Origin of the sequence: uncultured Stenotrophomonas sp., from assembly GCF_945952405.1 — a bacterium.
In the GTDB taxonomy this organism is placed as follows: Bacteria; Pseudomonadota; Gammaproteobacteria; order Xanthomonadales; family Xanthomonadaceae; genus Stenotrophomonas.
In genome coordinates, this window is sequence record NZ_CAMFIA010000017.1 from 1 (window position 1) to 24,211 (window position 24,211).

Sequence of the window (24,211 nt, forward strand, 5' to 3'; positions counted from 1 at the left end):
GCGCCGGACTCCTGATCGGGGTCAGAGCCCTTTCCACCGGAAAGGGATCCGACCCCGGGCGCTCAGTGGCTGGCCTTGTCCCGCTTCCAGCCGCGGTGCTTGATGTCCAGGTGCAGGCTGTACAGCGCGGTGAACGCCGGGAACAGGTTCTGCAGCACGCCCACCGAGTCCTGCTTGGCCGAGAACAGGAAGTAGCTCAGCGTCATCAGGCTGCCGACCACGCTCATGTACCAGAACAGGCGCGGGATGACCGGCTTGCCGGCGCGCTTGGAGGCCACGAACTGGACCAGCCAGCGGCCGCCGAACATCACCGCGCCGGTATAGCCGATCAGCTTCCAGCCGGTCACGTGCAGGCCGGTCCAGTACAGCCAGGTCAGCGGCTGGTCGAGCCAGTGCAGCTCCAGGCCCATCAACGCTCCTCCACCGCAGTGCGCTTGCTGCGGGTGATCAGCCAGGCCACGCCGCGCAGGTCACGGATGCCGACCAGCGCGCGCCCGAGGTTGTTGTACTTGGACACGCCGGCGGTACGGTGGCGGTGGTTGACCGGCACGCTGGTGGTCTTCCAGCCTGCACGCTGCATCAGCGCCGGCAGGTAGCGGTGCATGTGGTCGAAATACGGCAGGTCGAGGAACGCACTGCGTTCGAACAGCTTGATGCCGCAGCCAGTGTCGGGGGTGTCGTCGCGCAGCATGCGCGCACGGATGCGGTTGGCCCAGCGGCTGGCCCAGCGCTTGCTGCCACTGTCCTGGCGGTTGACCCGCCAGCCGGCGAACAGCTTCACCTGCGCCTCGGCGGCATCGCGCGCGGCCAGCAACCTGGGGATATCGGCCGGATCGTTCTGGCCGTCGCCATCCAGGGTGGCGATCCACGGCGCGCGTGCGTGCTTGACGCCGGTGCGCACCGCGGTGCTCTGCCCGCTCTGGCTCACGTGGTGCAGCACCCGCAGTTCCGGCGTGGTCGCCTTCAGCCCCTGCAGCACCGCCAGGGTGTCATCGCGCGAGTGATCGTCGATGTAGACGATCTCGAACGGCAGCCGGCCACGCAGTGCAGCGGTGATTTCGGCGACCAGCGGGGCGACGTTGTCGCGCTCGTTGAACACCGGGACGACAACGGAAAGCTCGGGTTGGCTCATAAGGCACTCGGCCAAAGGGGGACAAAGACCGCGCATTCTCCGAAACCGAGGTTATCCGAAGATGAATCCGGCCGCGTGAGGATCACGGCTCAGGCGCGGTCGCCAAAATACTCGCGGCACCACTGCACGACAGGCGGCAACCCGGCTTCGATCGGGGTCACCGCGTCGAAGCCGAAGGCCTCATGGGCACGCCGGGTGTCGGCCATCGTGCGCACCATGTCGCCGGGCTGCATGGGCTTGTAGACCTTCTGCGCGGGGCGGCCGGCAGCCTGCTCGATCACGCTGATGAAGCGCTCCAGCTCGACCGGCGTATGGTTGCCGAGGTTGAACACCCGGTGTGGCACCGGACCATCGGCCGGGTGCGCGAGGGCGCCGAGGATACCCGCCACGATGTCGGAGACATGTGTGAAATCACGCTGCATGCGGCCTTCGTTGAACACGTCGATCGGCCGCCCGGCCAGCACCGCGCGCGAGAACAGCAGCGGCGCCATGTCCGGCCGGCCCCACGGCCCATACACGGTGAAGAAGCGCAGGCCGGTGGCATGCAGGCCGTACAGCTGGGCATAGGTGTAGGCCATCAGCTCGTTGGCCGCCTTGGTCGCCGCGTACAGCGAACGCGGCTGGTCCACGCGCTGGTCCTCGGAGAACGGCGGCGTGGCCGAATCACCGTAGACCGAACTGCTGGAGGCATACACCAGGTGCTGCACGCCGCGATGGCGGCACAGCTCCAGCATGTTGACGAAGCCGACCAGGTTGCTGTCGACGTAGGCCTGCGGGTTCTCCAGCGAATAACGCACGCCGGCCTGCGCGGCCAGGTGGATCACGGCGGTCGGCTGCACCTCGTCGAACAGTGCGGCCAGGCCTTCGCGGTCGGTCAGGTCCAGGCTGCGCAGGTCCAGCGCCGGGCACAGCGCGGCCACGCGGTCGCGTTTGATCTGCGGGTCGTAGTAGTCATTGAAGTTGTCCAGGCCGACCACCGGCTGCCCGGCCTCCAGCAGCGCGCGGGCGGTATAGGCACCGATGAAGCCGGCAGCGCCGGTAAGCAGGATGGTCATTGCAATGGCCTGGAAATCAATGAATACAGGGGCAGAGGATACGCCGCGGGCTCAGAACAGCCCGAAACGCTTCTTGGCCACATTGGTGCGGCCGGGTTCGATCACGTCCTGGATGTCCTTCGCATCGAAGCGGTCGAGCAGTGCCTCGGCGCCCTTCTTCAGCTTCAGGTCCATCTCTTCCGGGTACAGCGGCATCAGGGTCATGAAGGCGATGGTCCTGCCATCGTCCAGCACCAGCTCGGCGAATTCTTCCGGGGTGGTCACCGGCGGCAGCACGATGGCGCCGTCGAAGCCGACGCCCGGCGCATAGGGCTCGCTGGGGTGGCCGTTGGGGATGGTGTGGCCGAAGCCCAGCCAGGTGTCGTACTCGTGCGGCAGCCGTGCCATGCCCTTGAGCAGGCGCACCGGCCAGTAATGGCGCTCGTCCTCGAAGGCCTCCTGCGTGATCGGCCAGTCGGCCGGCAGGGTCACCATCAGCTCCATGTAGCGCGGCACCGCCGCATCCACCTCGGCCGGCACGCTCATCGGCAGGTCACTCATGCCCGAGGTCACCAGCCGCAGGTACGGGAACTGATCATTGGCCGGCACCACGTGCACGTCGATGTGCACCAGGTCCGAGATGATTTCGTGGAAGACACCGGACACCGGGCCCAGGTGGCGCTCGATATGCGCGCCGATGGCCTCGATGTGCGCTTCGCCCTGCGGCGGGGTGAAGTCCTTCTGGCGGCTATGCACCAGGATCGGGCTGCCGCCCGGGCTGACGTCGTCGAATGCGTTGCTCATGTCCTGCTCCCTGGAGTGCCACGGGCCGGATCGCGCCCGCACGATGGCGAGCGATGCATCCCCCGGCGCGCGGCGGTGCGTTCCCTGCGATGAACGGAGCACGGCTGGAACGGGCCGTGCTCCGGTGAAACCGGTAACGGCCGCGACATGAGCGATGGCATCGGCATCGTGTCGCGGCCCGGCTGCGCGGTTCAGCCCTGGCGGGTGCGCAGCTTTTCCAGCACGCCGTCCAGGGTGTCCAGGTCGGTGTAGTGGATGATCAGCTTGCCCTTGCCGCCGCGGCCATGATTGATCGCCACCTTGGTGCCCAGCGATTCGGACAGTTCGGTTTCCAGCGAGGCGATGTCGGCCTGCTGCACCTTCGGCGCGGCCACCGGGCGATTGCTCGGCACCTTGCCGGCAGCAAAGGCCTGCGCACGGCGCTCAACCTCGCGGACCGACCAGCCCTCGTCGGCCGCTTCCTGCGCCAGCTTGCCGGCCAGCTCGGGGGCCAGGGTCAGCAGCGCACGGGCGTGGCCCATTTCCAGGCGGCGGGTTTCCAGCAGCAGGCGGATCGCCACCGGCAGCTCCAGCAGGCGCAGCAGGTTGGACACCGCCGCGCGCGAGCGGCCAACGGCCTCGGCGGCCTCGGCATGGGTCAGGGTGAACTCGCTGATCAGGCGCTGCAGCGCCTCGGCTTCTTCCAGCGGGTTGAGGTCTTCGCGCTGGATGTTCTCGATCAGCGCCATCGCGATGACGGTGCGGTCTTCCAGTTCGCGCACCACCACCGGCACTTCGTCCAGGCCGGCCAGCTGCGAAGCGCGCCAGCGGCGTTCACCGGCGACGATCTCGTAGTTGCCCGCCGGCAGCTGGCGCACCAGGATCGGCTGGATCACGCCCTGCGACTTGATCGAATCGGCCAGCTCGGACAGCTTGCCTTCGTCCATCTCGCGGCGCGGCTGGTACTTGCCCGGCTGCAGTTGGCCCACCGCCAGCTTGCGCAGCACTTCACCCGGCAGCGGCTCGATCACCGCGGTGGTGGCCTGCACCTGGCTGACCGCCCCCTTCGGGCCCAGCAGCGCATCCAGGCCACGGCCGAGGCCTCGCTTCTTGGCTGCCGGCTTGCTGCTGGTCATCAGACGGTCTCCACGGCCTTGGCGGCCTTGTTGCGTTCGTTGTTGCGGCGGATGATCTCGCCGGCCAGGCCCAGGTAGGCCACGCCACCGCGCGAGGCGCGGTCGTAGCCGACGATGCTCTGGCCATGGCTCGGCGCCTCGGCCAGGCGCACGTTGCGCGGCACGATGGTGCGGAACACGCGGTCGCCGAAGTGCTCGGTCAGCTCGGCCGAGACGGCGTTGGCCAGGTTGTTGCGCACATCGAACATGGTGCGCAGCACGCCTTCGATCTCCAGCGCCGGGTTCAGGCTGGTGCGCAGCGCTTCGATGGTTTCCACCAGGGCACTCAGGCCTTCCAGCGCGTAGTACTCGCACTGCATCGGCACGATCACCGAATCGGCGGCGGCCAGCGCGTTGAGGGTCAGCAGCGACAGCGCCGGCGGACAGTCAATCAGGATGTAGTCGTACTCGTCGCGGATCGGTGCCAGCGCGCGCTTCAGGCGCTGCTCGCGCTCGCTCTGGCCCATCAGCTGGATCTCGGCGGCGGTCAGGTCGATGTTGCCGGGCAGCAGGTCGTAGCCCTCGGCGGTCTGCACGCGCACATCGGCGGCGCTGTTCTCGCCGAGCAGCAGGTCACAGGTGGAAGCGGCCAGCTCTCGCTTGTCCACGCCGCTGCCCATGGTCGCGTTGCCCTGCGAGTCCAGGTCGACCAACAGCACGCGCTTGGGTGCGTTGGCCAGGGAAGCGGCCAGGTTGACGGCGGTCGTGGTCTTGCCGACGCCACCCTTCTGGTTGGCGATGGCGATGATGCGGGCCATGCGGGTGTGCCTCGTCGACGGATGCTGGGACCGGTCATTATGCGTACAACCGGGCCCGGGCGGAAATCGTGAATCGCCAACCCGTTGTTCCACAAGGGGCTGGCGGCGGGAATCAGGGGCCTGTAACCGTGACCAGATGGCGTTCACCGGCCAGGCCGGGCACGCTCAGCGGGGTCACTTCGCGCACCTGCCAGCCGTCCGGCAGGGCCGCGATCTCCTCATGCGGATAGACGCCCTTCATGGCCAGCAACACGCCACCGGGGCGCAGCAGGTGGCCACCGACGCGGACGATGCCGGCCAGGGTGTCCATCGCGCGCGCGGTCAGCTGGTCGTAGCGGCCGGCCTCGTCCAGCGCCTCGGCGCGCGACTCGGCCACGCGCGCATTGCCCAGGCCGAGCTGGCGCACGGCCTCGCGCATGAAGCGCGCCTTCTTGCCGTTGCTCTCCACCAGGGTGACCTGCAGGCCCGGGCAGGCGATCGCCAGCGGAATGCCCGGCAGCCCCGGTCCGGTGCCGAGGTCGGCCAGGCTGCCATCGGCCACGAACGGCTGCATCGCCAGCGAATCAAGCAGGTGGCGGGTGACCATTTCCTGCGGATCGCGGATCGCGGTGAGGTTGTAGGTGCCGTTCCAGCGGTGCAGCAGGGCCAGGTAGCGCAGCAGCGGCGGCGCCAGTGCGGCGTCCAGGCCCATGCTGGCCAGGCCCTGCTCCAGCGTGGCGGCCACGCCGGCGGGAAGTTCGTGTTCGCTCATGCCGGCATTATCGCCGGTTTCGCCTGCCGATTCCCCGCTTCAATGCGGATACCAGGCCAATGCGGCACGGAACTGGCCGCTGGCCTGCCATTCGTGCAGGTGCCAGCGCGCGGCCTCGCCCAGTTCCGGGTCGCACCAGCGCAGGTGCAGGGCGCCATCGGCGCCCGGCGCCAGCTGCAGGCGGTGCAGGCCGAACGAGATGCCCTGCCCGTGTGCCTTCAGCATCGCCTCCTTGGCGCACCATAGACGGAAGAACCAGTGCTCGCGCGTGGCCTCGTCCAGGCTTTCCAGCCAGGCCACTTCCTCGGGATGGAAGAAGCGCTGCACGATCTCCAGCAGGCGCGCGCGTGGCCGCAGCAGTTCCAGGTCCACGCCCAGCCGCACGCCCTCGCCCAGCGCCACCAGCAACACCTCGCCACTGTGGCTCCAGCCGGTGCCGTAATGGGCCAGTGCGCCGCTCAGCTCCGGGCGTCCCTTGTCGTCGCGGACCAGCGGCAGGGTCTCCGGGTCGGCGCCCAGTGCCTGTGCCAGCACCTGCCGCGCCTGCGGTTCACCGCGCTGGCCGGGCACGTGCGGGCGCCGCCAGACCGTCACCGGACCGAAGCGCCACGGGCCATCGAGCGTGGCTGGCAGGCTCATCCGCACACGCCCATCACGCAATTCCACGACGGGTTCACAGCCGTGCGCGTCAACTGGTCACAGTTCCCCACCGGAGTATCGATCATGGGCATCATCATCTGGCTGATCGTCGGCGGCATCGTGGGCTGGCTGGCCAGCATCATCATGAAGCGCGACGCCCAGCAGGGCATCATCCTCAACATCGTGGTCGGCATCGTCGGCGCACTGATTTCCGGCTGGCTGTTCGGCGGCGGCATCAACGAAGCGATCACCATCCGCACCTTCCTGTTCTCGCTGATCGGTGCGGTGATCCTGCTGGCGATCGTCAACCTGTTCACCCGCAAGAGCATACGCTGACGCGGTGCGGCCGGCCGCCGGCCGGCCAACGCTGCAGAACGGGCCCGGCCAATGCCGGGCCCTGTTCGTTCAACCGATCTGCACCCACGCCGGCGCATGATCGCTCGGGCGTTCCCAGGTGCGCGGCTCGCGGTCAATGCCCGAGGCCACCGCGCTGCCCTTGAGCGCGTCGGAGACCAGGGTCAGGTCGATGCGCAGGCCGAGGTTGCGGCGGAAGCCGGCCGCGCGGTAATCCCACCAGCTGAACACACCGGCCTCGTCATTGTGCAGCCGGAAGCCATCGTGCAGGCCCAGCTGCAGCAGCCTTTCGAGCGCGCCACGCTCGGCGGTGGAGGTCAGGATGTGGTTCTCGTTCCACACTTCCGGGTCGTGCACATCGCGCGCGTCCGGGGCGATGTTGAAGTCGCCCATCACGATCAGCTTGGGGTGGCGTTGCAGCTCCTGCTCGATCCAGCCATGCACCGCTTCCAGCCAGCGCAGCTTGTAGTCGTACTTGTCGGTGCCGATGTCCTGGCCATTGACCACGTACAGGTTGATCACCCGCAGGTCGCCAAAGGTGCCGGCGATGGCGCGCTTCTGCTCGTCCTCGAAGCCGGGAATGCCGATCTGCACGTCCTGCGCCGGCTCGCGCGACAGCAACGCCACGCCGTTGTAGGTCTTCTGGCCGGCGAACACGCTGCGGTAGCCGGCGCCGATCAGCGCCGAATCCGGGAACTTGTGGTCCTCCAGCTTGGTTTCCTGGATACCGACGATGTCCGGGCCGAACTCCTTGAGCCACTGCTCCAGGTGCGGCAGGCGGACATTGAGCGAATTGACGTTCCACGAGGCGATCTTCATGGCGGCATTCTACCCGCCCCGCCGCGGGTAGAGGCCGACCTTGGTCGGCGCGGGGTTGCCCTGCCAGCCAACCCAGGTTGGCCGCTACCGGTAGTGCCGGCCGCTGGCCGGCAACCCCATGAATTCCTGCAACGTCAACGCAGCAGGAACTTCAACAAGCCCGCAATCTTCGAATACGGCGGCCGCAGCCGGTCGCTGGCCGCCCAGCGCGACTGCCACAACACCGGCAGCCGCTTGCTCATCGCGTCGAACCCGGCCCGCCCGTGGTACGCGCCCATGCCGCTGGCGCCCACCCCGCCAAACGGCAGGCCATCGGCGGCGAAATGCAGCAGGGTGTCATTGACCGTCACCCCGCCGGCCACCACCTGGCCGAGGATGCGCTCGACCGTCGCGCTGTCATGGCTGAACGGATACAACGCCAGCGGCCGGTCGCGGGCAACGATGTCGGCCAGCGCGGCGTCCAGGTCCGGGTAGGCGCGCACCGGCAGGATCGGCCCGAAGATCTCCTCGCGCATCAGCGCCAGGTCGTCCGGCGGGTCCAGCACCACGGTCGGCACCAGCAGGCGCTCGCGGTCGGCGCGCGCCGGGTCCACCTGTGCCAGGGGAATGACCGGCACGCCACGTTCGCGCGCCTGATCCAGATAGCCCTGCAGGCGCTGGTACTGGCCCTCGTTGATGATGCGCGTGTAGTCGCCGGTATCGCTGAAGTCGCCGTAACGTTCGCGCACCTGCTGCTGCAGCGCCTGCACGAACTCGCGCTGGCGCGCGGTGTCGATCAGCACGTAATCCGGTGCGATGCAGGTCTGGCCGGCGTTGAACCACTTGCCGGTGGCCAACCGCGCGGCGGCCTTCTCCAGCGGAAAATCGCGGCAGACGATGGCCGGCGACTTGCCGCCCAGTTCCAGCGTGACCGGCACCAGATGCTCGGCAGCGGCGGCCATCACCTTGCGCCCGACCGCGGTGGAGCCGGTGAACAGCAGATGGTCCAGCGCTAGCGACGACACCGCCGCGGCGACATCCGCTCCGCCCTGCACCACCGCCACGCGATCCGCGGGAAACACGCTGGCCAGCAGGTCCGCCAGGAACGCGCTGGTGCGCGGCGTGTGTTCGGACGGTTTCAACAGCACGTGGTTGCCAGCGGCAATCGCCGTGGCCAACGGCACCAGTGCCAGGGTGACCGGGTAGTTCCAGGGCGAGATCACCCCCACCACCCCCAGCGGTGTCGGCCGCAGCTGTGCACGCGCCGGCCACAGGCGCCAGCCGGCCCCGACCCGCTGCGGCTTCGACCAGCGCCGCAGGTGGCGGCGCAGGTGGTCGATGGCCGACAACACGCTCATGCCATCGGCCAGCTTCGATTCGACCACAGCGCGGTGGCCGAAGTCCTCGGCGATGGCCTGGGCCATTTCCTCCAGGCGCGGCTTCAACGCCTGGCGCAGGCGGCGCAGGTCGGCCTCGCGCTGGTCGAGCGAGGGGCGTTGCGACTGCCATGCGCTGCGCAGGGTGTGAAGGATGGCGGGAAGGTCGGCGGGCGTGGTGGTGGTCATGGCCCGACTATACGGCGTGCTGCGCATTGCAATGGTAGTGCCGGCCGCTGGCCGGCAATGGCGCCCTATCCACAGAGATTCATGAGGTTGCCGGCCAGCGGCCGGCACTACCGGAATGCAGCCGAACGGGCGCGGCCGACAAACAGAAAGGGCCGCGGTCTGCACCGCGGCCCTGCAATCCCGGAAGGTGCCGACCGTGGGTCGGCACGCCGGTTACTTGGTGATGTCCACGTCCTTGGTTTCGCGCAGGAACAGGCCGCCGATCACCACCGACATCAGCGCGATGATGATGGGGTACCACAGGCCGTAGTACAGGTTGCCGGTACCGGCCACCAGCGCGAACGAGATCGCCGGCAGGAAGCCACCGAACCAGCCGTTGCCGATGTGGTACGGCAGCGACATCGAGGTGTAGCGGATGCGGGTCGGGAACAGCTCGACCAGATAGGCCGCGATCGGGCCGTAGACCATGGTCACGTACAGCACCAGCAGCCACAGCATGAAGATCGTGCCGGCGATGTTGATGCGCGCGCCGTCGGCCTTGGCCGGATAACCGGCGCTGGTCAACGCAGCCTTCAGGTCCGCACCGAACGCATCGGCCTTGGCCTTGCCCTCTTCCTTGCTCAGGCCGGCGGCCTCATACGAGGTCACGCTGGCACTGCCCACGTTCACCATCGCCAGCGAACCGGCGGCGGCGGGCTGCACGTCGTACGGCACACCGGCCTTGGTCAGCGCGGCGGTGGCCACGTCGCAGGAGCTGGTGAACTTGCGCAGGCCGACCGGATCGAACTGGAACGAGCAGGTGGCTGGATCGGCCACGACCAGCGCCGGCGAGCTGCTGCGGGCCTCTTCGATGGCCGGGTTGGCGAAGTGGGTCAGCCCCTTGAAGATCGGGATGTAGGTCACGGCGGCCAGCAGGCAGCCGGCCAGGATGATCTTCTTGCGGCCGATACGGTCGGAGAGCCAGCCGAAGAAGATGAAGAACGGCACGCCCAGCGCCAGCGCGGCCGCGATCAGCAGGTAGGAGGTGGTGGCATCGACCTTCAGCATGCTGCTCAGGAAGAACAGCGCGTAGAACTGGCCGCCGTACCAGACCACGGCCTGGCCGGCCGCAGCACCGAGCAGGACCAGCAGCATCAGCTTCAGGTTGCCGCCCTTCAGGCTGTCACGGAACGGGGTCTTGGAACCCTTGCCCTCGGACTTCATCTGCTGGAACAGCGGCGATTCGCTCAGCTGCAGGCGGATCCATACCGAGACACCCAGCAGCAGGATCGAGACCAGGAACGGAATGCGCCAGCCCCAGGCTTCGAAGGCTTCGTTGCCGAGGAAGTAGCGGCAGGCCAGGATGATCAGCAGCGACATGAACAGGCCGAGCGTGGCGGTGCACTGGATGAAGCTGGTGTACAGGCCACGCTTGTCATCCGGCGCGTGCTCGGCCACATAGGTGGCGGCACCGCCGTACTCGCCACCCATCGCCAGGCCCTGGGCCAGGCGCAGGATGATCAGGATCACCGGCGCGGCGAAGCCGATCGAGGCGTAGTTGGGCAGTACGCCGACCAGGAAGGTCGAGATGCCCATGATCAGGATGGTGACCAGGAACGTGTACTTGCGGCCGATGCGGTCGCCGAGGCTGCCGAAGAAGGCCGCACCGAACGGACGCACGAAGAAGCCGGCGGCGAACGCCAGCAGGGCGAAGATCATGCCCGTGGTTTCATTGACACCACTGAAGAACTGCTTGGCGATGATGGCGGCGAGCGAGCCGTACAGGAAGAAGTCATACCACTCGAAGACCGTGCCGAGACTCGAGGCGAAGATGACCTTATTGTGGCCCTTGGTCAGGCTGCCCGCTGGGTTGTGCGGGCTTGAGGCAGTGCTGGACATGGGGCGTATTCCCTCTGTAGATGCCGGCCATCGGCCGGCATGCAATCGGTGGATGCCGACCTCGATCGGTGGGTGCCGACCTTGGTGGGTGGGTGCCGACCGTTGGTCGGCACTCAATCTCGGTAGGTGCCGACCGTCGGTCGGCACGCTGTTAGAAGCTGTACTTGGTGGTGAACTGCAGCCGGGTGATATCACCCTTGTTGCCGTTCTCGATCTCGCGGCGGCCATACATCAGTTCGGCGCCGATATCGACCTTGGGCAGCGGCGAGTAGAAGATGTTGCCGCGCACGCTCTGCACGCTCTTGGTCACCAGTGGGCCCAGCACGCTGTCGTTGTCGTAGTCGCTGCGCGCATAGATCAGGTTGGTGCGCAGCTTCGGCGAGAACGCATGGCGCCAGCCCACATAGCCGGCAAGCACGCCGGTCGGGTTGAGCTCGTCGCGGGCCACGTCGTAGGCACTGTCGGCGGTGATGCCCAGGCCGATGTAGCGAGCGATGCCTTCGCCGCCGGTCAGCTGGTAGTGCAGCGAATCGCTGTCACCCATCACCCACTTGCCGCCCAGGGTCAGGCCGCCGGCCACCTTGTCGGCCTTGGCCCCGGTGGCCTGGTTGTCGACCTTCAGCTGGCGGACGATGCCACCGACACCGAAGGTGCCCCAGTTGCCCTTCCAGCCGTAGCGCAGGGTCAGGTCCGGCAGGCTGCCGCGGTCGGAGTTGGCGCTGGCATTGGTCCAGGCGCCGGTGACCGGGTTGCGGGTGCCGGTGAGGGTGGTGGTTTCCGGGTTCTCCAGCGCAACGCTGAAGCCGCCCTGGGTGTAACGCACCTGAGCCTGGCGCACGAAGATCACGCCGTCGGTCGGGCCGACGAAGTCGACGGCTTCGGGCAGTGCGGCCGCATCCATGAAGTTGGACCAGGTCTGGCCGGCCAGCCAGTTGTTCCAGTACATGTAGGCGTGGCGCAGGGTCACGCCATAGGTGTTGGTGGCGGTCTGGTTGCCCAGCGAGTTGCCGAAGAAGTCCATCTCGAAGAACGCACCGGCCTTGTTGCCGGATTCGCTCACGTTGTCGATGCCCAGGTTGAAGCGCGAGAACTTGGCATGCGCGTTGAGGTCGGTGCCCGAACGCTTGCCACTGCCGCCGGCGCCTTCCACCGGGGTCTGGCCCGGCAGGTACAGCGCGCGGCCGGTAGCATCGTCGGCCAGCTGGCCATCACTGGTCTGGGTGGCCAGGAAGTCGGCCTTGATGAAGCCGCCGATCTTGACCGTGGTCCCCGGCGCAGCGCCCGGGGTAAGCGTGGTGACCTGGATCGGCTGCTTGCCGGCCGGCACCTGTGCCACCGGCTTCTGCTCGGCCTGCACGGTGCGGACCTCGGTCACCGCCTGCTGGGTCTGGGTGATCTGGGTCTGCTGTTGCTGCTGCGACGACAGCAGCAGCTGTACCTGGCGTTCCAGCTCGGCAACGCGTGTTTCCAGTGCCCGCTCTCGCGGGGTACTTCCTTTGGCGGTCTCTGCGAACGCCATGCCCGGTGCGACCAGGGCGACCAACAGGCAGGCCGCCAAAGGTGTGCGCACGGTTTTCAACGTACGGTGGCTCATGTTGCCCTCTCTCCCAAGTGGCAAGGTGATGCCGCGCGTGGGGCACGGTCGAGCCGAGACTGCGGGGCGTTCGCGCACAGCGGCTATTGGCCATTGGTCGAACCCGGCCCTGCTGGGCGCTCACTTTCGACCATCGTCTAACCGGCGTGGTGACGCGACCGGGGGTGGATGGGGCAAACTGAGGGGGATCGGTCGCTGCGATGCTGCGACCGCACATACAAAGTCAACGTGCAAGTGAGGGTGCCATGGCTGATATCTACCCCGTCGATCCGCAGTTCGCCGCCAAGGCACGTATCGACAAGACGTCCTATCAACAGCAGTACCAGGCTTCGGTGACCGACCCGGATGCGTTCTGGGGCAAGGCCGCCGAGCGGCTGGACTGGATGCGCAAGCCGACCAGGATCAAGAACGTCAGTTACGACCTGTCCGACTTCCACATCAAGTGGTTCGAGGATGGCGAGCTCAATGCCAGCGTGAACTGCCTGGACCGCCAGCTGCAGAAGCGCGGCGACAAGACGGCCCTGCTGTTCGAGCCGGATGGCCCGGATGCGCCGGCCCAGCACGTGACCTATCGCGAGCTGTACGAGCGCACCTGCCGCCTCGGCAACGCGCTGCGCAACCTCGGCGTCAAGAAGGGCGACCGCGTCACCATCTACCTGCCGATGATCGTCGACGCCGCCGTGGCCATGCTGGCCTGCGCGCGCATCGGTGCGATCCACTCGGTGGTGTTCGGCGGCTTTGCGCCCAATTCGATCGCCGACCGCGTCAGCGACTGCCAGAGCAAGCTGATCATCACCGCCGACGAAGGCCTGCGCGGCGGCCGCAAGATCCCGCTGAAGGCCAATGTCGATGCCGCCCTGAAGCTGCCCGGCACCCATACCGTGGAAACCGTGCTGGTGGTGCGCCACACCGGCGGCGCGGTGGACATGCAGGCACCGCGCGACCGCTGGTTCCACGATGTGGTCGACAGCCAGCCGGCCACCTGCGAGCCGGAACGCATGAACGCGGAAGACCCGCTGTTCATCCTCTACACCTCCGGTTCCACCGGCAAGCCGAAGGGCGTGCTGCACACCACCGGCGGCTACCTGCTGTACGCGGCCTACACCCATGAAGCGGTGTTCGACCTGCGCGAGGACGACATCTACTGGTGCACCGCCGACGTCGGCTGGGTCACCGGCCACAGCTACATCGTCTATGGCCCGCTGGCCAATGGTGCCACCTCGCTGATGTTCGAAGGCGTGCCGAACTATCCGGACACGTCGCGCTTCTGGAACGTCATCGACAAGCACAAGGTGAGCATCTTCTACACCGCCCCCACCGCCATCCGCGCACTGATGCGCGAAGGCGAGGAGCCGGTGAAGCGGACCTCGCGCGCGTCGCTGCGCCTGCTCGGCAGCGTCGGCGAGCCGATCAACCCGGAAGCCTGGCGCTGGTACTACGAGGTGGTCGGCGACAGCCGTTGCCCGATCGTCGATACCTGGTGGCAGACCGAGACCGGCGGCATCCTGATCTCGCCGCTGGCCGGCGCGATGGACCTCAAGCCGGGTTCGGCCACCCTGCCCTTCTTCGGCGTGCAGCCGGCGCTGGTCAATGCCGATGGCGAGATCCAGGACGGCCCGACCGAGGGCAACCTGATCATCCGTGATTCCTGGCCGGGCCAGATGCGCACGGTGTACGGCGACCACCAGCGCTTCATCGATACCTATTTCCGCACCTACCCCGGCAGCTACTTCACCGGCGACGGTTGCCGCCGCGACGCAGATGGCTACTACTGGATCACCGGTCGCGTCGACGATGTCATCAACGTGTCCGGCCATCGCATCGGTACCGCCGAAGTGGAAAGCGCGCTGGTCTCGCACCCGAAGGTGGCCGAGGCCGCCGTGGTCGGCTTCCCGCACGATGTGAAGGGCCAGGGCATCTACGCCTACGTGACCCTGGTGGCCGAAGAAGCGCCCAGCGATGAACTGCACAAGGAGCTGATCGCCTGGGTGCGCAAGGAGATCGGCCCGATCGCCACGCCTGACCACCTGCAGTGGGCGCCGGGCCTGCCGAAGACCCGTTCGGGCAAGATCATGCGCCGCATCCTGCGCAAGATCGCCGAGAACGCACCGGACCAGCTCGGCGATACCTCGACCCTGGCCGATCCGTCGGTGGTGGCGTCGCTGGTGGACGAGCGCAAGGTGCGCTGATGTACTACCCGGGGTCGGATCCCTTGGGGTCAGATCCCTTTCCGGATGGAAAGGGATCTGACCCCTGGATCTGACCCCGAACAGTTTCCCCCACGGTTCCCCCCGACCATGACCACCCTCCTGATTGCCGATGACCACCCGCTGTTCCGCGAAGCCCTGCGCGGGGCGGTGCAGCGGGTCATCCCCGGCGTGCAGCTGTTCGAAGCCGACAGCGTGGAAGCGCTGTACGCGCTGGCCGACCAGCACAACGACGCCGACCTGGTCCTGATGGACCTCAACATGCCCGGCGCGCAGGGATTCAACGCGCTGGTGCACATGCGCTCGCTGCACCCGCACCTGCCGGTGGTGGTGGTGTCCGCCCGCGAAGAAGCCACGGTGATGCGGCGTGCGCTCGATCACGGCGCGCTGGGCTTCATTCCCAAGTCCGCCGATTCGGACACCATCGGCCATGCGCTGGGCACCATCCTCGATGGCGAGACCTGGGCGCCGCCGGAAGCGCACAACGTGCCGCCGACCGAACGTGAGGAACGCGAGGTCGGCCAGCGCCTGCGCGAGCTGACCCCGCAGCAGTTCCGCGTGCTGCAGATGCTCGGCGCGGGCCGCCTGAACAAGCAGATCGCCTACGACCTCAACGTCTCCGAGGCGACGATCAAGGCCCACGTCACCGCGATCCTGCGCAAGCTGGGCGTGACCAACCGTACCCAGGCCGTGCTGATGGCCGGCAAGCTGGCGATCGATGACGACGCCATCGTGCTGCCGCCGGAAGAAGATTGAGCGGCCGCTAACTGTAGAGCCGAGCCCATGCTCGGCTACGTAGTGAAACCTCAGCGCTACATGGGCACGCGCACGAAGAACATCGCTCTCAGGAACGAGCCCACCCGGCTGAAGAAGCCCTTGCCCGCGCCACTTCGGTCCTCCTCCGCCTGCACACGCCCGGCGCGCGCATCGGTCGCCGAACGGGCGCGCGCCAGATGCGCCTCGTCACGCGCCGATGCATCCAGGTTCAACTGGCCCAGCGAGGCGGTGCCGCGCGTCATGCGATGCAGTCCAGCATCGTGTTGCGCATCGCGCTCGCGCGACGCATTGCGGATCAGCATCATTTCTGACCGTACAAACGCGGTTGCTCGGGGCTGCAACGGCAGCGAGAACACGTTGTCACCCATCTTGGCAAGCAGGCTGGTTGTATTGGCGATCCTGAAGGAGCTCGCATCCCAATGGGGATTGAAACCATCCGCCTCCAGGCCTCGATGTATGGCTTGGATGACAGCATTGGAGACAGCAGGTTTACCGGTAACCGCTGAGAGCGAGGGCGGCGGGCCGGCAGGTCGCGGCGGTACCAGCGTCGCCTTGAGCCTGCGACCCTCACGCTGACCCACTACACCGCAGTTGCGGGCATTCACCGTCAGGGCTTCACCACCGGGCCGCAACGCAGCCATTGCTGGAATCTTCATCATTCACTGCTCCTTTTCGAATCACCGAAGGGAAGCAGCACTATGTTCCTGTCAAGCCAACTGAACTTTCAAGAATCGATCGTATCGCGCAGCCCTTTGCAGCCGAGCATCGGCTCGGGCTACTAGAAGCCCAGCTTGATGCCCCCGCTGAAGGCGCCGGCAAGATCAACGCGGCCACCCACTTCCGCACTGGCACGCGCATACACCGACAGGTTGGCTGACAGCTGGGCCACCACACCACCACCGATCACCAGCGTGGTGCCTCCCGCATCCGAGCCGAACTCACGATCGAATACCTGCAGGCGCGCGTCGCCTTTGAACTCATGCCTGACGTTCGCATCCCAGAACAACGTCGCCGAGCGCCCGCTTGCGCCCGCATCGGCTGGCAGCAGCGTCTTCTCCATGCGCACGCCGAGCCGTGCCTGCAACGAACGCGCACGCTGGCCCCCCACCTCCAGGCCATAGCGATCGGTGAAGTCCTTGTTGTCCAAGGCCGTCCAGGTCACCTGCAGCTGTGGCTGCAGCAGCACCCGATTGGCCAGCGCGAAGCCATAGCCGCCCTCCAGCGAAGCCGACCAGGCCCGCCCACGATAGTCGTCGAACAACTCGAACCCTGACACCGAGCGCGCCCGCACCCGGGTGTCGAGATGGTCGCGGCGCAGCGCGGCATCGGCATAGAAGCCCTGGCCACTGCCGGTTCCCGTCGTCGCATGCTGCTGCCAGCTGAGGTAGCCACCACCGCCGGTCGAACGCAGCCGTACCCGCGCACTGTGGTCGCGCACATCGGCATTGGAGGTGGCCGCATCGGCCATCACGCCAACGCTGAGCATGTCGTCCACGCCCGCGACGGCATTGATCGAGTAGTCCGCCCCCACCTGCGCCCCGCCGAGGGTGAGCGAGTAGCCGCGCTGCGGCAATCCGCTCAGCCTTGGCGCATAGCGACCCGAGCCGCCGATGCCACGGGCCCAGGCCGTGAAACCCTCCTCACGGCGCCAGCGCTGCTCGCCCAGGCGCTGGTGGAAACTGCCCAGCAGCGCATCGGCATGACGCAGCCCCGCAGACAGCGCCGTGACATAGCCCGGGATCAGCTCGACAATCGTGCCGCCTTCCTCCCCCCCCTCTTCGCCTCCCTCTTCGCCGCCCTCCTCGCCACCTTCTTCTCCGCCCTCTTCGCCGCCGCCATCGCGCGGCGTCTGCAGATACCAGTTCTGGCCGTCGGCCTTGACCAGCTGGTAGTCGTACACGCCCACGATGGCGGGCGCTGCCAGCGCGAAGTGGGCGTTGGAGGCACCAGCGACATCGATGATGCGGATGCCCTGCTCCGGACCATGGCCGGTGCCGGCGCCCTTGCCACCGTTGTTGCGGATCACCACGTAACCGGCTCCCGAGCTGTCGCCCAGCACGGAGACGCGATCGGTTTCGGCCGCGTCTCCCGCATCCAGGCGGGAATTGAGGACGAACGTTCCACCCTGCAGGGCCAGACTGCCGGCCGTCAGTGTCTTGTATGGATTGCCCGCGGTCGCTGGATCAAACTCGATCTGCCCGGCCAGGTTCAGCGTGCTTACCGTTGATGAACCCTGCAGCAGCCAATGGCTGCTGGCGTCCAGATCGAGCCGGCCGATGCCACGCCCGATACCGGACCAGCTGCTGCCACCTTGCAGCGCCACCGTGGTGCCTGCGCCGGCGACCACGTCGCCGATCAAGGTGCTGCCCTCGGCCAGCAGTGAAAGCGATCCGTCACCACCGGCCGTCAGCAGCTGTCCATTGCCACCGCGCAGCCAGCTGTCACGCAGCCGCATCGTGGTGGTGCCATCACCGTCCGACTGCAACGCCGTGCCCGTGCTGCGCACGCTGCTGCTGGCCAGCGACAGTACGGTCGCGGTGGTCCCCTGCGAGGTGGTGTGGATCCCCACCGAGCCCGCATCAGCGGTACTGATGCTCAGGCCGGTCGCATCCAGGCCAGCCCCCGGCGCCAACGCGATACCGGTGGCGTTGGCGCCGTCGGCCACCAGCAGTGACTGCTGTACCACTGCATTCGCCCCGGCACCGATGACAACGCCCGTCGCGCGCGCGCCATCCGCCTGCAATGTTGTGCCGCGTAATGTCGTACTAGCGCCCGTTGCAAGTGTCACTGCGGTGACACCGGCACCGGTCGCCGCCAGCGTGCCGCCGTCCAGCTGTGCCGAACTGCCCGCGCCAGCCACCAGCGCCGTCGCTCCATCACCGGTCATGTTGAAGCTTGCACCGGCCAATGCCTGGCGGGCGCCACTCCCCAGCATCATGCCGATGTGATCTCCGGTGACTCGCAGCAGGCCCAGGTTCGCCTGCGTGGTTGCGTCGGCGATACGCACGCCAATTGCATTGCGCCCGAATGCGGACACCTGCGTGGCATTGGTGCTGACGGAGGCGCCGGCGCCTGCATCGAGGCCTATCGCACCGTCTCCGTTCATTCCGATCAGCCCACCCTCCATTTGCAACGCCCCCCCGTTCTGCACGCGCGCCCCGGTGGCCGATCCGCCCAGGCTGGAGCCGACCAGGTGCGCTCCAGCCCCGGTTCCGTCCACCGACAGGGCGGTGGCATCGATGCCGTCGCCCTGGAGGTGGGTGCCGCTGGCAGCCAGTGAGGCGCCCGCGCCCACCGCGGCAGCCACCGCACCGCTACCAACAGCCAGCAACCCGCCGCCGCTCAACTGCACGGCACTGCCGCTGCCCAGGGTCAATGCCGTGGCGCCATCGCCGACCAAGGCGAGGGTTGAGTTCGACAGCGTCAGCCGGGCGCCATTTCCCATCGCGACACCGATGTGGTCACCGGTCACCTGCAGCGTATCGAAACCGGCCTGCGTGCCGGCATCCGCTAGGCGCACGCCGATGGCATTGCGCCCGAAGGCCGCGACATGTGTCCCCTGGCTGGTAACGCCTGCGGCCGAATCCACGTCGATGCCGATCGCGTCGTCGCCGGTCAGCACGACGCTACCGCCATCCATATGCAGCGCACCACGGTCCTGCACGCGCACACCGGTCGCCGATCCGCCCACGCTCGCCGTGGTCAGCTGTGCCCGTGATCCAGCCCCATCTACCTGCAGCGCGATGGCGCCGGTCCCGTCGGCCTGGAAGTGCGTGCCATCGGCCGTGACGGTACCGGCGTTATCAACACGGGCGGCCACGGCGCCTGCACCGGTTGCGGTCCAGCTGCCGCCGCTCAGCTGTGCCTTGCTGAGCAGTTCCATTGAAAGGCCGGTGGCACCAGCCCCGGTCATGCTGACGGTGAAGTCGTTCAACACCCACGGCAACACCCCACCCAGCTGCACACCGGTGGCATCGCCCTGTACGCTCAGTCCGCTCAGGTTGGCGGTGACGCTGGCATCGACCAGGCGCACACCAACAGCACCGGCGCCGAACGCTGACACCTGCGTTCCCTGCGCCCTGAGTACGCCTGCCGACGCCGCGTCGAGACCAATCGCCCCCGCCCCGCTTACGGCGATGCTGCCCCGCTGCATGTCCAGCGTGGCACCGTTCTGCACGCGTGCGCCGGCAGTGTCGCCGGTCAGGGCGACATCGATCAGGTGCGCCTGCACATCGGCGCCCTCGAGCAAGGCCGCCACCGAACCGGTGCCGGTCGCCGCGATACGCGTACCGGTCAGGGTCAGGTCGGCGTTGACGTGCGCGAACACGCCCCTCGAGCCGCTGCCATCGGCGGTGATCGAGCCTCCTTGCACCGTGGCCCGGGTTGGGAAATTGTTGATGGCACTGCCACCACTCAAGCCGTCCAGGTACAGGCCGATCGCGCCGTCACCGCGCGCATCCACGGTTGAATCGGCCACCACCGCATTGCCGTAGAACTTCACCCGCACACCACTGCTGTTAACACCACGTGCTGTCGCAGTCACCGCGTTCAGTTCCAGCTGGCCCTGCCGGGTGTCGATCCCATTCACATGTGCCGCCACCGAGCGCTCTCCACTGGCCGCCACGGTGGTGCCGGTCAGTGCGATCCGCTGGTGATGCACCGACACGCCCTCGACCAGGAGCCCAGTAGCGTCGATGCGTCCGCCCTGCATCTCGATCACACTGCTGCCGCCGCCGCCTGCCGAAGCGCTCAATCCCCTGGCGGCAGCGCCCTGCACGTCGATGGCCGAATCCTGCAGCGCGATCCGCACCGTACCACCGCTACCGAAGGCACTGATGCCGGTCGGCGGCCACGACGACCCGGCAGTCCCCGCCTGCAGCTGGATGTTGCGCAGCTGGGCCCAGCCGACCGTGCTGCTTTCGATGTAGATTCCGACGTTGCTGCCTTGGACCCGTGTCCCGTCAAGCGTGAATCCGCTGGGGGAATTTGCCCAGATACCGTAGTAGGTCGAGGTCACCGCGCCTCCGTGCAGCGCCAGCGTCCCTCGATTCATCTGGATGCCGCTGGCATCCAGGACAGGGCTGGTCCCAAAGTAATCGGCCTCGATGTTGGTCCCGTCATAACTACCGCGATCAACAAAGATCGCCGCCCCTGTATCCCAGGCGTAGCGCGTGTTGCTTTCGGTGGTGATGCCGGTCACCACCAGCTGCTGGGCCATCGCGGCCTCGCTGCCGCCCCCTGCAATGATCAGTGCCAACGCCGCCATCAGGGGCCCTTGCTGAGGCAGAGCGCTTTTACGATGCCGGGGGGCCATGGTCGTTCCTTGTCGACGGAGGTGGAGGTCGTATCGGGCATTACTCTAAGGGTGATGTGGAGAAAGTGTGCAATAAACGTCAATAAGTGACGAAACTCACAAATTTGAACGCCAAGCCCGTGCTCGGCTGCGATTCGGCCAGCCTGCGCGAACTGCAAGCCGGGCATCGGCTCGGCACCGCCCTGGATACGCGACCCGGGTGCGCAGATTGAAATCTGAAAGTCGCGCCGCCCCAACTCCGTTAGCGTCGCTGCCCGTGTGAGGGTCCGCCCCAGGGGACGGATCGCATTCCACACACCTGACTCTCATCAACGGAATTACCTTTGTCCCGCATTGCCTTTACTTCGCCTGCCGCGCCCGCGCGCTCACGCACGCCCGACACCCCGGCCAAGCCGGGCCGCCCCCATTCGTTCAAAGCCGCCCTGCGCGGAGTACGCAACTGCTTCAAGCAGCTGAAATCGGTGCTGCAGCCAGAGCCCAAGCGTGACACCTCAAGTCCCGCCGCGCGCGCGCCGAGGTACTCCGCCGAGGTCCGCAACGAACGTGCTTCGTTGGCTCCCCTGATGCTGCTGAAGACCACCCTGGCCCAGCATCCGCTGTCGCCCAACACCTTCCAGAAAGCCAACGCGCTGGTGGACCAGGCGGTCGCAGATGGCGCCACGCTGCGTGCCCGTCAGTCGGTGTTCCGTGAGGTTGCCATCCTGTATCCAGATAGCGATTTCGAGCAGGACCTGGCCGACATCCAGCACGCCAGCCAGGAGTCAGCCGATAGCGCTCCTGAAGCAATGGAGGTGTTCGAGAGCGATCGCATCCTGCACCTGCTGGCGCACATCGATGACCTGTCGCTGAGCACCAACCGGCTCATCGCCGACGCGATCATGGATCACTTCACCTCGCTCCCCTATGAGCAGGGCCAGCAACTGCTGTCACGACTTGCGCTGAGAATCCGCAGCGATCAGACGCGTTGGGAAGCGCTGAACCCGGCGACCGCCGAGTTCCTTTATCACACCAACGACAACTCGCTGGTATCCCTGACTGAGGGCATCGATCCAGAGCAGGAACAGTCCGGCGTCGGCCCCCGGTTTGGCTCCAGTGCGGCCAGTGTGCTGCTGCTCGATGCCTGGTGTAAGGCCACGCGACTGACGCCGGCCGCGGCCACCTTCGATAGCCGCTGGGCACGGGTGCTCGAGACGACCGACGATGTCAGCGGCCATATCAGGCTGATCCGCGCCGCCCTGGAAGCCCAGTACAGGCAGATTCCCCTTCTGCACGCCGACGCGTCGCTGCACCAGGGCCCAGCCGACCTGACCCAGTCCAGCCGTAGCGATGACCTGCTCCAGGAGGCCACCCATCAGGCCTTCAAGCGGGCCTCCACCGGTCAGCTCCCGCTGCAACGTCGCGGAGACGCGCGGTGAGGCTGGCGGCTCCAGTCACCGCCGCCCCGAAGCGCGTACCCGCAACCACCTATCGAGCGGTGGACGACGCAACGTCGAAGACGACGCTCGGCAGAACCCCACCTTCTGCCAGCAGGCTGACCAAGTTCACCGGCATGCTCAAGCGCCTCTTCAATGGTCCGCCACGTCCGGTACAGCGTGCCAACCTGCCAGCGCCGGCCTCCGGCGACGCGGTGGACGCGTGGCTTGCGCACGCCTCCGCGGCAGATACAGAACAGGTGCAGCCCTTCTGCCGTGAGCTCTCGAAGCTGCTGCTATGCTACTGCGACAACGGCATGACGTTTGCGGCCAACCGCATTGGCCAGGTCGTGGCCGACCACTTCTCCGCCACGCCGATCAGCAACCGCACCCGGCTGCTCAGCACGGTGGCCAGCGCGATCGAATCGGACCTGCCGCGTTGGACCGCCCTCGACCTGGCGCATCTGGCCCAGCGATTCATCCGCAGCCCCGGCAAAGGAGCGCTCGATGCGCTCATCAACTATCAAGGCCCAAGCTGGTTCGCCACCCGTGTCCTGCTACTGTCGGCCTACGAGACGGGCTGGGACCACGCGCTGCGGCCAGGCTTCCGCGCCGCGACGCTGCGTGACGGTGACCTCAAGCCGCACCTGGCCATCGTCGAGGCGGCAATGGATGACATCACCGGACACGCCCGGCTGGATGCCGGGCTGGCGGCCCGGTTGCCGTCCGAATTCCGCTCATTGGCCGATCTGCGCACGCTCACCCACGGTACCCGCGAACTCAGCCTGCACGCCGTTGCACGGCTGGGCATCGCGCTACCGCCACGGGCCAGCAGCGACAGCGCACTGCAGCACGCTCAACACGCGCACGTGCCCGCCGCCGCACGGCGGTCCTTCTAGCCCTATGCCTGCCGCCGGCGCGGTGGCAGGCGCTCTCCCTGGAGATCCCTGATGGATGCCTTGCTGCAGAACTGCATTCCACGAGCTTCACGCCGATCGGTCAGCTACCAGTCCGTCGGCGCGCCGTCACAACCTTCATTCGCCAGCCGTATCAGCGAAATGCTGCAGAAGGTGGTCAACGGCCACCGTACTCGGCCGGCGGGGCCCGCCACGATGCGCGACACGCCTCCTGACGGCGCGTTCATCGGCCAGCGGCTGGAACGGGCACAGAAGGAAGTCGATGATGTAATCGCCACCGAGACCTTCCTGCGCGAAGCGGATGCCGCCAGCCGGGAGACCTTCTGCCGGTCACTGTCGCGCATCCTGCTCAGTGCCACCTGCGATCCCGAGCTGCAGGCGACCGGCAACCGGATCGGCCAGATGATGGCCATATCCTTCTCTGCGTGCCCGGCTGACGTCCAGGCCACGCTGGTGGCCGGTGTTGCGCATGAGATCGAGGCCCGGTTGGATCGATGGCAGTCTGCCCGCCTGGGTGCCCTCGCCCAAGCGTTTCTGCGCAGGCCCGGGGCGAAACAGCTGGACAAGCTGATCAACTATGGCGATGAACGCTGGATCGCCTCCCGCGTGCTGCTTCGCCAGGCCTATGTGAAAGCCTGGGAGCAAACCTCGCTGCCGGATCATCTTGCGTGCGAGATCGCGCCCAATGGCCTGCTGGCGCGCGACGTCGCCCTGCTCGAATCTGCGTTGAGCGTCCTGTCCAATGAAGGAGACCTGCACACCGCCCTCGACGCGCGACTGACGGCACGAACCCTCGAATCGATGGTGCAGCTGCCCAACCTGAGCAGCGCTACCCGGCGTTACAGCGCGGTCGCGGTTGACGTCACCACCTCGCTGCGCTGGCCGGGGCTGCAACGCAACGTCATCGACGCAGAGGACGGCCCCGCCAACCTGGCTGGCGGTCGCACGCGTTCGAAGACGCTGTCGCTGATGACCGTGGGCAATCGGCACTCGCAGCCAGGTAGCCTGACTGGGGAGATCGCCCCGTTCCGCTCATTGCCAGACCTCGGCGTGTAGTGCCGAGCCATGCTCGGCAGCATGCCCCACCCGCCAAGAAATCAAGCCGAGCATCGGCTCGGCTCTA

Annotated in this window: 20 protein-coding genes; 6 read left to right on the top strand and 14 right to left on the bottom strand. The window is 67.1% G+C overall.

The features are described 5' to 3' along the window. Positions 1-62: 62 nt before the first annotated feature. From Q0P60_RS15755 to Q0P60_RS15790, 8 genes are all read right to left on the bottom strand, one after another. The gene (locus tag Q0P60_RS15755) at positions 63-410 is read right to left on the bottom strand and encodes a lipid-A-disaccharide synthase N-terminal domain-containing protein (protein WP_294995524.1); all 348 of its coding nucleotides are present in this window, start codon (positions 408-410) and stop codon (positions 63-65) included. Further along, complete coding sequence (locus tag Q0P60_RS15760; RefSeq protein WP_294995527.1) at positions 410-1,132, bottom strand: glycosyltransferase family 2 protein; 723 nt, start codon at positions 1,130-1,132, stop codon at positions 410-412. The genes Q0P60_RS15755 and Q0P60_RS15760 overlap by 1 nt, the downstream gene beginning before the upstream one ends. 89 nt (positions 1,133-1,221) lie before the next feature. Further along, complete coding sequence (locus Q0P60_RS15765; protein WP_294995530.1) at positions 1,222-2,187, bottom strand: NAD-dependent epimerase/dehydratase family protein; 966 nt, start codon at positions 2,185-2,187, stop codon at positions 1,222-1,224. Positions 2,188-2,238: 51 nt separating this feature from the next. Then, complete coding sequence (locus tag Q0P60_RS15770) at positions 2,239-2,970, bottom strand: suppressor of fused domain protein (protein WP_294995533.1); 732 nt, start codon at positions 2,968-2,970, stop codon at positions 2,239-2,241. Positions 2,971-3,161: 191 nt separating this feature from the next. Continuing rightward, the gene (locus Q0P60_RS15775; RefSeq protein ID WP_294995536.1) at positions 3,162-4,085 is read right to left on the bottom strand and encodes a ParB/RepB/Spo0J family partition protein; all 924 of its coding nucleotides are present in this window, start codon (positions 4,083-4,085) and stop codon (positions 3,162-3,164) included. After that, positions 4,085-4,882 carry a ParA family protein gene (locus tag Q0P60_RS15780; RefSeq protein WP_005411653.1) on the bottom strand — a complete coding sequence of 266 codons (798 nt, stop codon included), beginning with the start codon at positions 4,880-4,882 and terminating at the stop codon, positions 4,085-4,087. Before Q0P60_RS15780 ends, Q0P60_RS15775 begins: the two co-directional genes overlap by 1 nt. A 112-nt stretch (positions 4,883-4,994) precedes the next feature. Continuing rightward, positions 4,995-5,633: a 16S rRNA (guanine(527)-N(7))-methyltransferase RsmG gene (gene rsmG, locus Q0P60_RS15785; protein WP_294995540.1), complete on the bottom strand. Its 639-nt coding sequence runs from the start codon at positions 5,631-5,633 to the stop codon at positions 4,995-4,997. 39 nt (positions 5,634-5,672) lie between these two features. Continuing rightward, positions 5,673-6,272 (bottom strand): 4'-phosphopantetheinyl transferase superfamily protein, encoded by a 600-nt coding sequence (locus Q0P60_RS15790; protein WP_294995543.1) that lies wholly within the window; start codon positions 6,270-6,272, stop codon positions 5,673-5,675. An 84-nt stretch (positions 6,273-6,356) separates the two neighbouring features. Between Q0P60_RS15790 and Q0P60_RS15795 the strand changes: the two genes are divergently transcribed. After that, entirely contained in the window at positions 6,357-6,608 is a 252-nt protein-coding gene (locus Q0P60_RS15795; RefSeq protein WP_005411656.1) for a GlsB/YeaQ/YmgE family stress response membrane protein, read from the top strand. 69 nt (positions 6,609-6,677) lie between these two features. On the opposite strand, the gene xth is transcribed toward Q0P60_RS15795, so the two are convergent. From xth to Q0P60_RS15815, 4 genes are all read right to left on the bottom strand, one after another. Continuing rightward, positions 6,678-7,445, bottom strand: a complete 768-nt coding sequence (xth, locus tag Q0P60_RS15800; RefSeq protein ID WP_294995546.1) for an exodeoxyribonuclease III — start codon at positions 7,443-7,445, stop codon at positions 6,678-6,680. A 134-nt stretch (positions 7,446-7,579) separates the two neighbouring features. Further along, positions 7,580-8,989, bottom strand: a complete 1,410-nt coding sequence (locus Q0P60_RS15805; protein ID WP_294995549.1) for a coniferyl aldehyde dehydrogenase — start codon at positions 8,987-8,989, stop codon at positions 7,580-7,582. 213 nt (positions 8,990-9,202) lie between these two features. Then, positions 9,203-10,867: an MFS transporter gene (locus Q0P60_RS15810; protein WP_294995552.1), complete on the bottom strand. Its 1,665-nt coding sequence runs from the start codon at positions 10,865-10,867 to the stop codon at positions 9,203-9,205. 151 nt (positions 10,868-11,018) lie between these two features. After that, positions 11,019-12,461 carry a DcaP family trimeric outer membrane transporter gene (locus Q0P60_RS15815; protein ID WP_294995556.1) on the bottom strand — a complete coding sequence of 481 codons (1,443 nt, stop codon included), beginning with the start codon at positions 12,459-12,461 and terminating at the stop codon, positions 11,019-11,021. A gap of 245 nt (positions 12,462-12,706) precedes the next feature. On the opposite strand from Q0P60_RS15815, the gene acs reads away from it, so the two are divergent. Beyond that, entirely contained in the window at positions 12,707-14,650 is a 1,944-nt protein-coding gene (gene acs / locus Q0P60_RS15820; protein ID WP_294995560.1) for an acetate--CoA ligase, read from the top strand. A gap of 108 nt (positions 14,651-14,758) precedes the next feature. Next, positions 14,759-15,424 carry a response regulator transcription factor gene (locus Q0P60_RS15825; RefSeq protein ID WP_005411662.1) on the top strand — a complete coding sequence of 222 codons (666 nt, stop codon included), beginning with the start codon at positions 14,759-14,761 and terminating at the stop codon, positions 15,422-15,424. A 56-nt stretch (positions 15,425-15,480) separates the two neighbouring features. Here the strand turns inward: Q0P60_RS15825 and Q0P60_RS15830 are convergent, their stop codons facing one another. Both Q0P60_RS15830 and Q0P60_RS15835 read right to left on the bottom strand, forming a co-directional pair. After that, on the bottom strand, positions 15,481-16,104 hold the full coding sequence (locus Q0P60_RS15830) for a hypothetical protein (RefSeq protein ID WP_294995563.1): 624 nt from the start codon (positions 16,102-16,104) through the stop codon (positions 15,481-15,483). A gap of 119 nt (positions 16,105-16,223) precedes the next feature. Further along, on the bottom strand, positions 16,224-20,711 hold the full coding sequence (locus tag Q0P60_RS15835) for an autotransporter outer membrane beta-barrel domain-containing protein (RefSeq protein WP_294995566.1): 4,488 nt from the start codon (positions 20,709-20,711) through the stop codon (positions 16,224-16,226). A gap of 371 nt (positions 20,712-21,082) precedes the next feature. Between Q0P60_RS15835 and Q0P60_RS15840 the strand changes: the two genes are divergently transcribed. From Q0P60_RS15840 to Q0P60_RS15850, 3 genes are read left to right on the top strand one after another with little or no spacing between them, the layout of a single operon-like run. Next, the gene (locus Q0P60_RS15840) at positions 21,083-22,174 is read left to right on the top strand and encodes a hypothetical protein (RefSeq protein ID WP_294995569.1); all 1,092 of its coding nucleotides are present in this window, start codon (positions 21,083-21,085) and stop codon (positions 22,172-22,174) included. Between the two features lie 59 nt (positions 22,175-22,233). Beyond that, positions 22,234-23,070: a hypothetical protein gene (locus Q0P60_RS15845; RefSeq protein ID WP_294995572.1), complete on the top strand. Its 837-nt coding sequence runs from the start codon at positions 22,234-22,236 to the stop codon at positions 23,068-23,070. A gap of 51 nt (positions 23,071-23,121) precedes the next feature. Next, a complete protein-coding gene (locus Q0P60_RS15850) occupies positions 23,122-24,144 on the top strand; it encodes a hypothetical protein (protein ID WP_294995575.1) in 1,023 nt (340 codons plus the stop codon). Positions 24,145-24,211: the final 67 nt, after the last annotated feature.

Excerpts from the sequence above, each read along its gene's own strand:
- Q0P60_RS15760 (WP_294995527.1), bottom strand. The coding sequence starts at position 1,132 with ATGAGCCAACCCGAGCTTTCCGTTGTCGTCCCGGTGTTCAACGAGCGC.
- Q0P60_RS15780 (WP_005411653.1), bottom strand. The coding sequence starts at position 4,882 with ATGGCCCGCATCATCGCCATCGCCAACCAGAAGGGTGGCGTCGGCAAG.
- Q0P60_RS15805 (WP_294995549.1), bottom strand. The coding sequence starts at position 8,989 with ATGACCACCACCACGCCCGCCGACCTTCCCGCCATCCTTCACACCCTG.
- Q0P60_RS15775 (WP_294995536.1), bottom strand. The coding sequence starts at position 4,085 with ATGACCAGCAGCAAGCCGGCAGCCAAGAAGCGAGGCCTCGGCCGTGGC.
- Q0P60_RS15810 (WP_294995552.1), bottom strand. The coding sequence starts at position 10,867 with ATGTCCAGCACTGCCTCAAGCCCGCACAACCCAGCGGGCAGCCTGACC.
- acs (WP_294995560.1), top strand. The coding sequence starts at position 12,707 with ATGGCTGATATCTACCCCGTCGATCCGCAGTTCGCCGCCAAGGCACGT.
- Q0P60_RS15850 (WP_294995575.1), top strand. The coding sequence starts at position 23,122 with ATGGATGCCTTGCTGCAGAACTGCATTCCACGAGCTTCACGCCGATCG.
- Q0P60_RS15815 (WP_294995556.1), bottom strand. The coding sequence starts at position 12,461 with ATGAGCCACCGTACGTTGAAAACCGTGCGCACACCTTTGGCGGCCTGC.
- Q0P60_RS15795 (WP_005411656.1), top strand. The coding sequence starts at position 6,357 with ATGGGCATCATCATCTGGCTGATCGTCGGCGGCATCGTGGGCTGGCTG.
- Q0P60_RS15830 (WP_294995563.1), bottom strand. The coding sequence starts at position 16,104 with ATGATGAAGATTCCAGCAATGGCTGCGTTGCGGCCCGGTGGTGAAGCC.
- Q0P60_RS15790 (WP_294995543.1), bottom strand. The coding sequence starts at position 6,272 with ATGAGCCTGCCAGCCACGCTCGATGGCCCGTGGCGCTTCGGTCCGGTG.
- Q0P60_RS15765 (WP_294995530.1), bottom strand. The coding sequence starts at position 2,187 with ATGACCATCCTGCTTACCGGCGCTGCCGGCTTCATCGGTGCCTATACC.
- Q0P60_RS15835 (WP_294995566.1), bottom strand. The coding sequence starts at position 20,711 with ATGGCGGCGTTGGCACTGATCATTGCAGGGGGCGGCAGCGAGGCCGCG.
- xth (WP_294995546.1), bottom strand. The coding sequence starts at position 7,445 with ATGAAGATCGCCTCGTGGAACGTCAATTCGCTCAATGTCCGCCTGCCG.
- Q0P60_RS15755 (WP_294995524.1), bottom strand. The coding sequence starts at position 410 with ATGGGCCTGGAGCTGCACTGGCTCGACCAGCCGCTGACCTGGCTGTAC.
- rsmG (WP_294995540.1), bottom strand. The coding sequence starts at position 5,633 with ATGAGCGAACACGAACTTCCCGCCGGCGTGGCCGCCACGCTGGAGCAG.
- Q0P60_RS15770 (WP_294995533.1), bottom strand. The coding sequence starts at position 2,970 with ATGAGCAACGCATTCGACGACGTCAGCCCGGGCGGCAGCCCGATCCTG.
- Q0P60_RS15825 (WP_005411662.1), top strand. The coding sequence starts at position 14,759 with ATGACCACCCTCCTGATTGCCGATGACCACCCGCTGTTCCGCGAAGCC.